This is a genomic window from Pseudoalteromonas sp. 2CM28B (assembly GCF_023161935.1).
Genome location: NZ_JALNTH010000018.1, coordinates 14,307 through 27,737 on the forward strand (window position 1 = coordinate 14,307; position 13,431 = coordinate 27,737).

Consider the following 13,431-nt stretch of genomic DNA (forward strand, 5'->3'; position numbering starts at 1 on the left):
ATGGCTGCTTTAAACGCCATTAAAAACGGACTAGCCTTAGTGCTAGTCTGCTTTTTGTTATCGAGCTGTGGCTTTCATCTTAAAAAAGCGTCTAGCCTACCCAATGATTTAAAACAGCTAACGCTTGTGGGGGATGATCAAAAATCTGCTTTATTTAGCTATTTACAAAGCGAACTGACTATGAGCGACGTCACTTTAGTGCCTGCAAGTAAACAATCAGCGCAGCTTTATTTATTTAAAGAACAACTAGAGCGTCAAACCTTATCGTTGTTCCAAAACGGACAAGTAGCTGAGTACGAACTGGCATACAGCGTAAGTTATGTAGTAAAACGCCCGAAACAAAAAGCCATCGAAAAACGCTTTGAGTTATACCGTAACTACCAAGACGACCCAGATAACGCACTAGCAAAAGCAAAAGAGCTTGAACTACTAATTAGCGAAATTCGCCAACAAGCGAGTCGTCGTATTGTTAGAGAGTTGTCGCAACTATAATGCGTTGTTATGCAAATCAGCTGCCTAGTGAATTAAAAAAGGGGTTAAAACCTTTTTATTTGGTTTTTGGTGAAGAGCCTTTTCAAGAAGCTCACTGTGTACAGCTCATACGCGACAGCGCAAAAGCACAAGGCTTTGATGAAGTGATTAAATTTACTTTAGTTCAGGGCTTTGATTGGCAGGAAATAATAGCGCAATACCAAAGTATGTCGTTGTTTAGTGCGCGTACGATTATTGAGCTAGATTTAAACCAGCAAAAACCGGGGACACCCGGCGCAAACACCTTTAAAAAAATAGTAGAGCTTGAAAACCCTGATACGATCTTAATCGTAAAAGGCGCCAAGGCCAGTCAAGATGTTCAGCGCGGTGCGTGGCTTAAAGCACTTGATAAGCATGGGTTATTTGTACCTTGTTACCCGCTTAGCGGAAATCACTTAAAGCGTTGGCTTGATGAACAGTGCCAACGTTTGTCACTAAATATTCAAAATGAGGCTAAACTCAGTTTAATTAATGCCACTGAAGGCAACTTACTTGCGTGCTATCAAGAACTCGAAAAACTAGCGTTAATACACGGTAATGCTCTGATCACGCAACAGCTGGTGATGCAAGGACTACTAAACCAAGCTAAGTTTGATATTTTTGATTTAAGTGATGCGCTTTTAAACGGCCACACCGCTCAGGCTATAAAAGTACTTAACAAACTTGCCAGTGATAACACTGAGGTTGTGAGTATCTTATGGGCTATCAATAAAGACCTTAATACATTATTGAGTGTGCAGCAGGGATTATTGCAAGGTGAGTCATTAGCAACCTTATTTAAACAAAAAGCGATTTGGAAAAATCAACAAGCGCCAGTACAAACAGCCATTAACAGGCTAAACATTCATACCCTAGAGAATATTAGCAGTGAACTGGCATTGTTTGATGCAAGTTACAAGCAAGGCGCATTGATTGCCCCTTATCAAGCATTGGCGCATATTTGCATTAAGTTCTGCCAACCGCTCGATATTCCACTTCCCTGCCATACTAACCGTCAGTAAAGGGAAATACATGATTGCAATTTTTGGTGGTACTTTTGATCCCGTTCATTTGGGACACCTTAATATGGCGCAGCAATGCGTTGCGACCTTTAAATTACACTCACTCTATTTTATGCCCTGTGCAATACCCGCACACAAAGCGGCACCGGGGATCAGCACCGAGCATCGTATAGCAATGCTTAAAGCCGCAATTACACCTTATGCGCCGTTCAAACTTGATTTACGAGAACTGCAACGCAGCGGCCCGTCGTATTCTTTATTAAGTTTGCAAGAGCTAAGAGCAGAAAACCCCGATACCCCTATTTTATTTTTAATTGGCATGGACTCATTCAACAATTTCGATAAATGGTATCAATGGCAAACAATAACTCGCCTTTGTCATCTGGTGGTGTATCAACGCCCAGGCCAAAACTGTGATGTACAAGGGGAACTTAAAAACTACAAACAGCAGGCTGTGACCAACGATATTTTTCTGCTCAACAAAACAAATGCCGGACACCTTTACTTTTTAGAGGGAGAACAGCTGGACGCTGCATCCAGCGAAATCCGTCAAGCCCTTAAAAAAAGAACTAAAAAGAGTGAACTATTACCCGACGCCGTGAGTCACTATATTAAGCAGCATCAGCTTTATCAAGAGTGATTGGTATAAACCCCTCAGCGTGTTAAAATAGCCGCTATTAAATTTTAAATTGAGACAAAACCTTGGATTCGAAACAACTACTCGCTTTTGCACTAGACAAAATTGACGATATGAAAGCACGTGATGTGATTCAACTTGACGTAACTGGCAGCTCAGACGTAACCGATTACATGATTGTATGTTCAGGTACATCAAGACGTCATGTATTGTCAATTGCTGATAACTTAGCAAAAGAAGCTCGCCACGCTGGTGAAGAGCCATTAGGGTATGAAGGCCAAAGCGATGGCGAATGGGCACTCGTTGATTTAGGTGATGTGATTGTTCACGTTATGCAAGATCAAGCACGTAGCTATTACGATCTAGAAAAGCTTTGGGGCTAATAGCTCCCTATTTTAGACAACGCTTGGAAGTAACGTCGTGAAAATACAAATGATTGCTGTTGGTACAAAAATGCCAGCATGGGTAGAAACAGGTTTTGCAGAATATCAGCGCCGCTTTCCCAAAGATATGGCACTGGAACTAATCGAAATACCTGCAGGTAAACGTGGCAAAAACGCAGATATAAAGCGTATTTTACACACCGAAGGTGAAAAAACCTTAGCCGCTATACCTAAAGGCAATCGTATTGTCACACTGGAAGTAACCGGTAAAGCACTGGATACTCACCAGCTAGCGAAAAACATGGAAAAGTGGCAACTTGATGGTCGCGATGTCAGTTTACTGATTGGCGGACCAGAAGGCTTAGCTCCCGAGTGTATTGCGGCCTCTGAGCAAAAATGGTCGTTATCAAATTTAACGCTCCCACACACTTTAGTACGCATTATTGTTGCTGAAAGCCTTTACAGAGGCTGGAGCTTAAATAACAACCACCCTTATCATCGCGAGTAGTTTCTTGCCATGCTAAAACGAAGACCCACTATTCGCGACCACTCAGCAGAAGCTAATTTATTTGCTCGGCGTGCATTCGTGGGTTTTATTTTTATCTTAGCCTTAGTAGCCATATTATTGTCTAACTTGTACACCATTCAAGTTGACGACCACCAAGATTACCAAACTCGCTCTAACGACAACCGCATAAAAGTAATCCCTATTGCACCTAATCGCGGACTTATTTACGACCGCAACGGTGTTTTACTGGCAGAAAATAAGCCCGTTTATAACCTTGAAGTGATCCCTGAAGAAGTTGATGATTTAACCGCCTCTTTGGAGTCTATCAGCAAAATCATTGAAATAACCGAGCAACAACAAGCTGATTTTATTGATGATATAAAACATACTCGACGTTTTAAAAGTCAAGTCCTCAAAGCCCGTTTAAATGAAAACGAAGTTGCGATGTTTTCAGTAAACCAACATAAATTTCCAGGGTTTAGCATTGAAGCGCGCCTAGCGAGATATTATCCCTTTGGCGATACTTTAACCCATGCATTAGGCTACGTTGCAAAGCTCAATAGAAAAGAGCTAAACAAACTTGAGCAACAAGATGAAGCCACAAACTACCGAGCCACGCATGATATTGGCAAGCTGGGTATCGAAAAATATTACGAGCCGTTACTACATGGTCAGGTCGGCTCACAGCGAGTTGAAGTAAACAACCGTGGCCGTATTATTCGCACCTTAAGCATGGATCCACCGCAGCCGGGTGATGACTTAGTACTTACTCTCGACATTGGTTTACAACAAATAGCCCAACATGCACTTAAAGATATGCGCGGCGCTATTGTGGTAATGGATGCAAAAGATGGCGGCGTTTTAGCGCTTTATTCAAACCCTAGTTATGACCCCAACTTATTTGTGCACGGTATTAGCAGTAAAGATTACAAAGCCTTACTCAACCCTGATCGTCCACTGATCAACCGTACCACTCAAGGACGTTATGCACCCGCATCAACTATTAAGCCGCACATGGCTATTTTGGCATTAGAAGAAAACATAGTGCAAGAAACCACCAGCATGTGGGATCCAGGTTTTTTTCAAATACCAAACGTAAAGCATAGATGGCGAGATTGGCGACGTTGGGGCCATGGCCATGTTGATGTTTACAAAGCAATAGAAGAGTCATGCGATACCTACTTTTACGATGCAGCCTATCGAATGGGGATCACCAAAATAAGTAACTTTATGGCTCGCTTTGGCTTTGGTGAATTATCCGGTATTGATATTCATGAAGAAACAACCGCTATTTTACCCTCAAAAGAGTGGAAAGAAGCCCGTTTTAAAGAGTCGTGGTGGCGTGGCGATACTATTTCTGTAGGAATTGGCCAAGGTTATTGGACTGCCACCCCCATTCAAATAGCGAATGCCACTAATATTTTAGTTAACAGAGGGATAAATCACCCTCCTCATTTAGTGCAAGTTGCTAAAAAAGAAGATCAAATTACTCAGCTCAATAATGAAGAAAAGCCACCTGTTGTTCTTAATAACGAAGATAACTGGCGCATTGCTATTGATGCTATGCATAACACGGTTAAAAAAACCACCGGAACTGCCCATCGTGCGTTTAAAGGCGCTACCTACGATCCAGCAGGTAAAACCGGTACTGCCCAAGTGGTGAGTATTGCTCAGGGCGAGCGTTACGACGCCGATGCACTTAAAGAGCGCCAACGTGATAACGCCATTTACGTCGGTTTTGCCCCCTACAACAACCCACAAATAGTAGTCTCTATTGTGGTAGAAAATACCGGTGGGGGAAGCTCAGTAGGTGCGCCGATTGCCCGTCAATTAATGGATTATTATTTTGCAGCTAACCCAATTCAATCCTCAGGGAGTCAAGTACCATGACGGCTTTACATAATAAGCGTTCTATTTGGCTTCGCCTGCATATCGACTTGCCACTTTTAATTGCGTTATTGCTGATGATGGCCGGTAGTATCACCATTGTATACAGCGCCTCAGGGCAAGACTCGGCTATGATGATCCGCCATGTAACCCGCATGGCAGGTGCAATTATTGGAATGTTTTTTTTAGCGCAAATCCCCCCCGCTACGTTAAAACGCTTAGTAATTCCCATGTATTGCCTAGGATTACTCATGCTAGTTGGAGTACTACTATTTGGTGTAAGCTCTAAAGGCGCTCAACGCTGGTTAGATTTAGGCATTACCCGCTTTCAACCCTCAGAGCTGATGAAATTAGCGGTTCCTATGATGGTGGCTTGGTACATTGGTCGTAACCACTTACCACCGCGTCCACTTCATTTAATTATTGGCTTTGCCATTGTTATGTTGCCCACCTTACTTATTAAGGAACAGCCCGATTTAGGCACCTCAATTTTGATTGCCAGCTCCGGTGTGTTTGTATTGTTTTTATCTGGCTTGAGCTGGCGTTTAATCGGCTTTTTAAGCTCGGTTGTTGCTTTGGCAGCATGGCCATTTTGGCACTACGGTATGCACGATTATCAAAAGCAAAGGGTACTGACCTTTTTAGACCCTGAGAGCGATCCGCTGGGTTCTGGCTATCATATTATTCAATCAAAAATTGCCATTGGTTCAGGCGGTATCGAAGGAAAAGGCTGGCTGCAAGGCACGCAATCGCAACTAGAATTTTTACCTGAGCGACATACCGATTTTATTTTTTCAGTACTGAGTGAAGAGTTTGGCTTATTTGGTGTGTGTGTTTTACTTAGTTTATATTTATTTATTATTGGCCGTGGACTGTATATTGCGGTTAACGCACAAGATGCGTTTGGTAAACTATTAGCCGGCTCACTCACGCTCACATTTTTTGTTTATATTTTTGTAAATATTGGCATGGTATCGGGTTTGCTACCTGTTGTAGGTGTACCGTTACCATTAATTAGTTATGGCGGCACCTCAATGGTGACCCTGATGGCTGCATTTGGCATTATTATGTCGATTGCCACAGATAAAAGGATGCTCTTAAAATAATGCGCCTTTACAAACAACTTATAATTATTATTCTCGTTAACCTCTTTTTAAGCGCATGCAGCAGTTCAAATAGTCGTTACAGCATGCGCCATGATGCGGCGCCGCTTCGTGCACCGACCGAATTAGAAATGCAAGATGCCATTGTTACTCAAGTTATTAAAAGTGCGAGTACCACGCGCCCCTACGAAGTGCTTGGCAAACGCTATACCCCGATGCTCGATGAAACCGGCTATTCAGAAACGGGCATTGCTTCGTGGTATGGCCGTAAATTTCATGGGTATCACACCTCTAATGGCGAAATTTACGACATGTTCGCGATGACCGCAGCTCATAAAACGTTGCCTTTACCTAGTTTTGTGCGGGTAACAAATACGGCTAATGGCAAATCAATTATTGTTCGTGTTAATGACCGTGGCCCCTTTCATGATAATAGAATTATTGACCTTTCTTATGCCGCTGCATACAAACTTGGATACCATAAGTATGGTACAGCAGAGGTTAAGCTAGAAGCCATTACTCTAGCCGATACCCATGCACGAAAAACCTACGTTCAAGTTGCCGCGGGCAGTACCTTAGCCAACATAGAAGCGTTAGCAAGTACACTGCGAGAACAGTATAAGTTACCGACAAATATCGTTGAAAAAGACGCTATTTATAGATTGCACTTAGGGCCAATAAAAGATGCCCAACATGCGCAACAAGTACTAGAAACATTAAAACAAAATCAATTTCAAAACGCGTTCTTGCTTTACACTCAGTAAGCCCTTTAGAATGGGAATACGCATATTTTTAACTTTAACCATTAATGAGTATGATGAAATCTATTAAACAAAAAATTCTTACTGGTGTTTGCGGCTTAGTCTGTTCTGCCGCCGTATTTTCAGCCACCGCTCAAATTATTCCAGCGCCTCCTCAAGTTAATGCAAAAGGTTACTTTTTGGTGGACTTCACCACAGGTAAAGTCATTGCACAAGGCGAGGCTGATACCAAACTCGCACCGGCCAGCTTAACTAAAATGATGACCAGTTATGTAATTGGTACCGAAATTAATGCTGGTAATATTGCGCCCACCGATATGGTTACTGTTAGTGAAAAAGCGTGGGCAAAAAACTTCCCTGAATCATCAAAAATGTTTATTGAAGTCGGTAAACAAATTAGTGTCGATGATCTTAACCATGGCATTATTATTCAATCAGGAAATGATGCATGTGTTGCTATGGCAGAGCATATTGCTGGTAGCGAAAGCGCGTTTGCAGATTTAATGAATGCTCACGCCGAAAAAATAGGCATGACTAATACGCATTTTGTTAATAGCCATGGCCTTGATACTGATGCGCATTATACAACGCCACGCGACATGGCAACATTAGGGGCTGCACTTATCAGAGATGTGCCTGATGAATACGCTCTATATAAACAAAAGTCTTTTACCTTCAATGGCATAAAGCAATATAACCGCAACTCTTTGTTGTGGGATGAAAGCCTAGATGTAGATGGTATTAAAACGGGTCACACATCTGATGCCGGTTACAGCTTAGTCACCTCTGCAACAAAAAACGACATGCGTTTAATTGCCGTTGTAATGGGCACCTCAAGTGAGCGCGCGCGTAAAGTAGAAAGTAAAAAACTACTCAACTACGGTTTTCGCTTTTTTGAAACAATTACCCCGTATAAAGCCGGCGACAGCTTTGCTGAGCAACGTGTTTGGATGGGCAATAAAGAGAATGTTTCTTTAGGAATTTTAGAAGATACACCTATTACTATTCCTCGTGGTCAGCATAAAAACCTTAAAGCAAACTTTGAGCTAGACGATACCCTTGAGGCACCTTTAGCCAAAGGCACTAAAGTAGGTACTTTATTTTTACAGCTTGAAGGCGAAGATATTGCACAATATCCGCTAGTTACACTTGAAGAAATACAAGAAGGTAGCTTCTTTAGTAAAATATATGACTACTTACGCTTACAGATTATGTAATTGCGAGTAAAGTAATATGAACGCCTCCACTGTGAGGCGTTTTTTTTTGCTTGAAAAGTGCTAGAATGCGCCCCATATATACCAATCGTATTGAATGACTATCATTGGCTTGGGTCAACAATAGCATCATTTCAAGATTGCCATTAGCCTGTCAGTTTTAAGCTTCGCGTTTTAGCAAAGCCAACACTTTTTGTTTGAGGAGTTCCCGTCGTGGTTGAACCTGTTAAAGACACTAAATTTGATGAGTACTTAGAGTACCCTTGCCCATTTACATTTAAAATTATGGGTCTAGCTAATGTAAACTTAACTGATCAAATTTTAGCTAAATTACAACCTATTGCTCCAGGTGATTATGCGCCAAAAGTAAAACCAAGCAGTAAAGGTAATTACGAGTCTGTAACGCTAGTAGCTACTGTAACAAGCGGCAAACACATTGAAGAAATTTACAACGTGATCAGCAACATCGATGACGTACGCCATATGCTTTAATCCATAGTTGAGATTTGTTGTGAGCGAAAACACCCTAATCGTACGCCAACTGGGTCGTCAGCGTTACATGCCGATTTGGCAAAAAATGCAAGACTTTACCGACACCCGTGATGAAAATACCCCAGATGAAATTTGGCTGGTAGAGCACGAAAGTGTATTTACCCAAGGCCAAGCCGGTAAAGATGAGCACTTGCTCGCCCCAGGTGACATTGAAGTGATTAAAGTGGATCGTGGCGGACAAGTAACTTACCACGGCCCAGGTCAGCAAATGATGTATGTATTATTTAACTTACGTCGTTTAAAGATTGGCGTACGAGAGCTAGTAACATGGCTTGAGGAATGTATTATTGAATCCCTTGCTGAGTACGGTATTGATGCATACGCAAAAGCCGATGCACCCGGTGTTTACGTGAACGACAGCAAAATTGCCTCTTTAGGCCTAAGAGTTCGTCGTGGCTGCTCATTTCATGGCTTAGCATTAAATGTTAACATGGACCTAAGTCCATTTTTACGCATTAACCCTTGTGGTTATGCGGGCATGAATATGGTGCAAACTAAAGAATTAAATGGCCCTCAAAACCTTGAAGCTGCAGGTCAAGGGCTGGTAAAACACATGATCAAAAAGCTTAATGCAACACAGGTTAAGCATACTGAAGGGTTTGAAAACGAATGAATAAACCAGTCAAAATGGAACCAGGTGTAAAACTACGCGACGCAGAAAAAATGGCGTTGATCCCCGTTAAAGTTTTACCAACAGAAAAAACCGAAATGCTCCGTAAGCCAGAGTGGCTTAAAATCCGCTTACCTAAGTCAACCGAGCGGATTGACGGCATAAAACAAGCAATGCGTAAGCATGGCCTTCACTCTGTATGTGAAGAAGCCTCGTGCCCTAACTTATCAGAATGTTTTAACCACGGTACGGCGACCTTTATGATTTTAGGGGCTATTTGTACACGTCGTTGCCCATTCTGTGATGTAGCACATGGCCGTCCATTAAAGCCCGATGCAGCAGAGCCTGAAAAGCTTGCACTGACCATTAAAGACATGAAGCTAAGCTACGTAGTGATCACTTCGGTAGACCGTGATGATTTACGTGACGGTGGCGCTCAGCACTTTGCCGATTGTATCCGTGAAATTCGCAAGCACAATCCAGAAATCACCATTGAGATATTAGTCCCTGATTTTCGTGGTCGTATGGACAGAGCGTTGGAAATATTAATTGAAACGCCGCCAGATGTATTTAACCACAACCTAGAAACAGCACCACGTTTGTACAAATTGGCGCGTCCTGGTGCTGATTACAAGTGGTCACTTGAATTATTACGCCGCTTTAAAGAAGCACACCCTGAGGTTAAAACTAAATCGGGGTTAATGGTTGGTTTAGGTGAAGAAATTAGCGAAATTGAAGAAGTACTGCGTGATTTACGTGAGCATAACGTTGATATGCTAACCGTAGGCCAATACCTACAACCCTCTAAGCATCACTTACCAGTAAAACGCTACGTGCCGCCTGCTGAGTTTGATGCACTAAAAGAGTATGCTGATGAAATTGGCTTTACACACGCGGCTTCTGGCCCGTTTGTACGCTCAAGCTATCACGCAGATCAACAAGCAGCGGGTAAAGAAGTAAAATAAGCCTGCTGATAAACAAAAAGCTGCCAACGAGCAGCTTTTTTTGTTTTTGGGCGTTATTTTCAGCAAATGTAAAATAAAGTTAGGCTAAAGCGGGGTTACTTGAGATAATTAACGCTGATACCCTTAATTAGGTTCATTATGAAACTATTAGTTCGCAACTTATCTCGTGCTACCACTGAGCATGAGCTTCGTACTTTATTTACAGCGCACGGTAAAGTGACCACCTGTAACTTAGTACTCGATAAAGAAACTGGCCAATCAAAAGGTTTTGCTTTTGTAGAAATGCCAAACGACATTGAAGTTAAAGGCGCAATTAAAGCCCTTAATCAAACAACCGTTGATAAAAGCAAAATCCGCGTAAAACTAGCCGATGCTTAATAACGATTGAGGGGTTAGAAGTTTATACGTATTTTTAGCGTTTAACCTCGCTTTATATTGCTCAAAGCTTAACTTTAGCACTTTGAGCAATATAACCGATTGGGCTTATATCTTAGTTAACATCGCCTTTAATACCTGCTGCTTACTTACTATATCCCTGTACAACGCAAATTGATTTTTTGCGCGATCTAAATTGTGTCTCTCATGTTTAACACTAAAGTAATTATCGCCGTCTATATAGTCGGTTAAAAAGCGTAAGCCAATCATAAAAGGCATCACTTTAGCACCTAACCAAAAGCTTTGTTTTTCCGCGGCCGTTAATATTGATTTTAATGGTTCAACATAACCTTTAACAATTGCTGCAAAAATGTCTTCACGAACACCTACTTTCTCAAGCGCTGTTGAGTCTTCTTGCTCTGCAGAGCAAAATGTTCTGACCATATCGCCAAAGTCATTAAGCCAATAACCTGGCATACAGGTGTCTAAATCAATCACCGCTTTTGCATTATTAGAATCTGAACAAAATAGCATGTTGTTTATTTTAGTATCGTTATGACACACGCGAATAGGGACTTTTCCAGCTAATTCATTGAGCTCATCAATGAGTGAGAACTGCGACAAGCAAAAATCAACCTCCTCCTGACAATGAGCTACACGTTTATGAGGATCGGTGTTAATAACTTGCTTAAAAACCTCTGCACGCATGGCTAAATTATGAAAGTTAGGGATAACCGCATGTAATTTGTTAGCGTCAAAGTCCTCTAATGCTGCAGCAAATTGGCCAAAGGCATTAGCCGCGGTTTGCGCTTGGCTAACAGTATTAACCACATCTTCGCTGTAACTGCCACCAATAAACTCAAGGGCTCGCCAAGTATCGTCATTATTATTTACTAAATAGTCATGCTGAGTTGTCGCTACATGCCGCACAATTGCTAAGTTGAACTCACCTACTTGCTGCTTTTTGCTTAAGTGTTGTTCTATTAATCTTGCATTATCAACAAGTAACTGTGGTTTTGGAAACACCACCGTATTAAGCTTTTGTACAACCAATGACCGCTTAGGTGTACTCAATAACATGGTAGTATTGATATGACCACTACCGATGGGTTTTATACTCGCATGCTTATCGTCAAGGCCAAAATTCTCAGATAAGTAAACTTCAATAGGAATTGAATTCATTTTCTACTTCACCCTTTTCGCCCAAGGCGAAAATAATTCAATAGCTACGCTTGACGCAATGCGCACAAAGTAGCCGCAATACTTGTCAGTTCTGATTTATAGGTAACCCCAAACCAAGGCTCTTTTGCCCGCCCGCAAGCACAATCAAACTCAGTTTATGTTTTTTCATCTAGAGTCTGCGCATTTAAGAGGGTAATTTACCAAGCCAGGTTTGTAACCAAGGCTCGGCGACAGGCCAAGGCTCAAAGTCTTCACAGGCATCGATTTCGAGTCGGTTACCAACAGGTTTAGCTTGTAAGTCACGTAATAGTTCATCAAAGCTGCGCCCTGCTGCGCAAAACGTATCACCGTAGCTTCTGTCACCCATGGCTACAATGCCAAAAGGCTTGCCTGTTAGCATTGGAAAAGTACTATTTAATTGATGATAAAGATCGGCTAAATTATCAGGAATATCGCCTTGCCCAGTGGTCGAGGTAATAATTAAAATATGCGAAGCATTTTTTATATCATCTAAAGTCGGCTGCTCGAAAACACTAACCTGATGGCCAGCTTGCTCTAGCGTGTCGCTAACTTGCTCACTTAATCGCTCTGCACCGCCATACACGCTGCCAACAAAAATACTAATATGTGCCATTTAATAATCCTCTTCTTGTTCTGGCCAACCCAGCTGTTTGCAAATGTTTAACATTGCGTCACCCAGCGGCGCTTTAATTGTTATGGGTTTATTACTATAAGGGTGCACAAAGCTAAGCTCTGATGCAAACAACATTAGACGGCGAAGCGAAAAATGCTCCCTAAAAAACTGATTATGCTGGTTATCGCCATGATTTACATCACCAATAATAGGCAAAGACAAGTGCTTTAAATGCCGACGTATTTGATGTTTGCGACCCGTTTTAGGAAAACACTCTACCAAAGAATAACGAACCGTTGGGTATTTTCCTATTGGGATAGGCAGCGCAGCTTGATGCAAACAATTAAATTGGGTTTGTGCTTCTTGCGCGGCTTTGTCTTGATCAGCAAACTTATCGGCTATTTTGTCGAGTTCTTCTTTTAACGGTTTATCTAAAAAAACAGATTCAGGCGCAAACCCGCGTACCAACGCTAAGTAACGCTTTGTTATTGTGCCCTCAATAAATAATTGATTCATATCACGCGCCGCCTCTGAGCTTAATGCAAACAGTAATACACCCGAAGTAGGCCTATCAAGACGGTGAACCGGAAACACATGTTGCCCTATTTGATCGCGCAGCATTTGCATTGCAAATTGAGTTTCATGTTTATCTAAAAATGAGCGATGAACAAGTAGCCCAGAGGGTTTATCTATTGCTACATAATTTTCATCTTGATAAAGAATCAACAGTTCGCTGTATTCAATAGGCTCTAGGCGCTCACTCATTAGGCTCTCCTAAATATGAATCTAATTGGGTCAGTAAAGCGATAATGTCTTCGCTGCCTGATTTATCAGTGAGTGTCATTTGCGCCATCGGGGCGACTGCAAAATTGCGCGGTAACGGCTGCTTGTTGTCAATTAGCCGCTGTAACTTTTCAATAAATACAAACTGCAACCATTGTTCAAATGCCAGTGTATCGTGACAAAACGGTACGCTAGAATCTAATAAATCGGGATTCAGCGGCTCAACCTGCCACAGTTGATGCTTTTTAAGTAGCGCCACTAATTGCTGTAAATATATGTGGGTTTGCTGGTACATAATCACCCTT

17 protein-coding genes are annotated in these 13,431 nt (G+C 41.9%); 13 read left to right on the top strand and 4 right to left on the bottom strand.

Going from position 1 to position 13,431, the window contains the following annotated elements; genetic code table 11:
* The 13 genes from lptE (at position 1) to MTN96_RS20855 (ending at position 10,530) form a co-directional block, all read left to right on the top strand.
* On the top strand, positions 1–492 hold the full coding sequence (lptE, locus tag MTN96_RS20795) for an LPS assembly lipoprotein LptE (RefSeq protein ID WP_248532661.1): 492 nt from the start codon (positions 1–3) through the stop codon (positions 490–492).
* Positions 492–1,532: a DNA polymerase III subunit delta gene (holA, locus tag MTN96_RS20800; protein ID WP_248532662.1), complete on the top strand. Its 1,041-nt coding sequence runs from the start codon at positions 492–494 to the stop codon at positions 1,530–1,532. The genes lptE and holA overlap by 1 nt, the downstream gene beginning before the upstream one ends.
* A gap of 10 nt (positions 1,533–1,542) precedes the next feature.
* Complete coding sequence (nadD, locus tag MTN96_RS20805) at positions 1,543–2,172, top strand: nicotinate-nucleotide adenylyltransferase (RefSeq protein ID WP_248532663.1); 630 nt, start codon at positions 1,543–1,545, stop codon at positions 2,170–2,172.
* A gap of 62 nt (positions 2,173–2,234) precedes the next feature.
* Positions 2,235–2,552: a ribosome silencing factor gene (rsfS, locus tag MTN96_RS20810; protein ID WP_013465348.1), complete on the top strand. Its 318-nt coding sequence runs from the start codon at positions 2,235–2,237 to the stop codon at positions 2,550–2,552.
* A gap of 37 nt (positions 2,553–2,589) precedes the next feature.
* The gene (rlmH, locus tag MTN96_RS20815) at positions 2,590–3,060 is read left to right on the top strand and encodes a 23S rRNA (pseudouridine(1915)-N(3))-methyltransferase RlmH (protein WP_248532664.1); all 471 of its coding nucleotides are present in this window, start codon (positions 2,590–2,592) and stop codon (positions 3,058–3,060) included.
* Between the two features lie 9 nt (positions 3,061–3,069).
* Positions 3,070–4,950 (top strand): penicillin-binding protein 2, encoded by a 1,881-nt coding sequence (gene mrdA, locus MTN96_RS20820; protein WP_248532665.1) that lies wholly within the window; start codon positions 3,070–3,072, stop codon positions 4,948–4,950.
* A complete protein-coding gene (gene rodA, locus MTN96_RS20825; protein ID WP_036982047.1) occupies positions 4,947–6,053 on the top strand; it encodes a rod shape-determining protein RodA in 1,107 nt (368 codons plus the stop codon). Before mrdA ends, rodA begins: the two co-directional genes overlap by 4 nt.
* Positions 6,053–6,814, top strand: coding sequence for a septal ring lytic transglycosylase RlpA family protein (locus MTN96_RS20830; RefSeq protein WP_248532666.1), 762 nt, complete (start codon positions 6,053–6,055; stop codon positions 6,812–6,814). The genes rodA and MTN96_RS20830 overlap by 1 nt, the downstream gene beginning before the upstream one ends.
* A gap of 53 nt (positions 6,815–6,867) precedes the next feature.
* Positions 6,868–8,028: a serine hydrolase gene (locus tag MTN96_RS20835; protein WP_248532700.1), complete on the top strand. Its 1,161-nt coding sequence runs from the start codon at positions 6,868–6,870 to the stop codon at positions 8,026–8,028.
* Positions 8,029–8,238: 210 nt separating this feature from the next.
* A complete protein-coding gene (ybeD, locus tag MTN96_RS20840) occupies positions 8,239–8,517 on the top strand; it encodes a DUF493 family protein YbeD (RefSeq protein ID WP_016898950.1) in 279 nt (92 codons plus the stop codon).
* Positions 8,518–8,536: 19 nt separating this feature from the next.
* Positions 8,537–9,190, top strand: coding sequence for a lipoyl(octanoyl) transferase LipB (lipB, locus tag MTN96_RS20845; protein ID WP_016898951.1), 654 nt, complete (start codon positions 8,537–8,539; stop codon positions 9,188–9,190).
* Positions 9,187–10,152 carry a lipoyl synthase gene (gene lipA, locus MTN96_RS20850; protein WP_013465357.1) on the top strand — a complete coding sequence of 322 codons (966 nt, stop codon included), beginning with the start codon at positions 9,187–9,189 and terminating at the stop codon, positions 10,150–10,152. The genes lipB and lipA overlap by 4 nt, the downstream gene beginning before the upstream one ends.
* Before the next feature lie 138 nt (positions 10,153–10,290).
* Positions 10,291–10,530: a hypothetical protein gene (locus tag MTN96_RS20855; protein WP_008109433.1), complete on the top strand. Its 240-nt coding sequence runs from the start codon at positions 10,291–10,293 to the stop codon at positions 10,528–10,530.
* A gap of 105 nt (positions 10,531–10,635) precedes the next feature.
* Here the strand turns inward: MTN96_RS20855 and MTN96_RS20860 are convergent, their stop codons facing one another.
* From MTN96_RS20860 to MTN96_RS20875, 4 genes are all read right to left on the bottom strand, one after another.
* Positions 10,636–11,709: a phosphotransferase enzyme family protein gene (locus MTN96_RS20860; RefSeq protein WP_248532667.1), complete on the bottom strand. Its 1,074-nt coding sequence runs from the start codon at positions 11,707–11,709 to the stop codon at positions 10,636–10,638.
* A gap of 184 nt (positions 11,710–11,893) precedes the next feature.
* On the bottom strand, positions 11,894–12,343 hold the full coding sequence (locus MTN96_RS20865; RefSeq protein WP_138626353.1) for a flavodoxin: 450 nt from the start codon (positions 12,341–12,343) through the stop codon (positions 11,894–11,896).
* Entirely contained in the window at positions 12,344–13,108 is a 765-nt protein-coding gene (gene truC / locus MTN96_RS20870; RefSeq protein WP_248532668.1) for a tRNA pseudouridine(65) synthase TruC, read from the bottom strand.
* The gene (locus MTN96_RS20875) at positions 13,101–13,421 is read right to left on the bottom strand and encodes a YqcC family protein (protein ID WP_248532669.1); all 321 of its coding nucleotides are present in this window, start codon (positions 13,419–13,421) and stop codon (positions 13,101–13,103) included. The genes truC and MTN96_RS20875 overlap by 8 nt, the downstream gene beginning before the upstream one ends.
* Between the last annotated feature and the right edge of the window lie 10 nt (positions 13,422–13,431).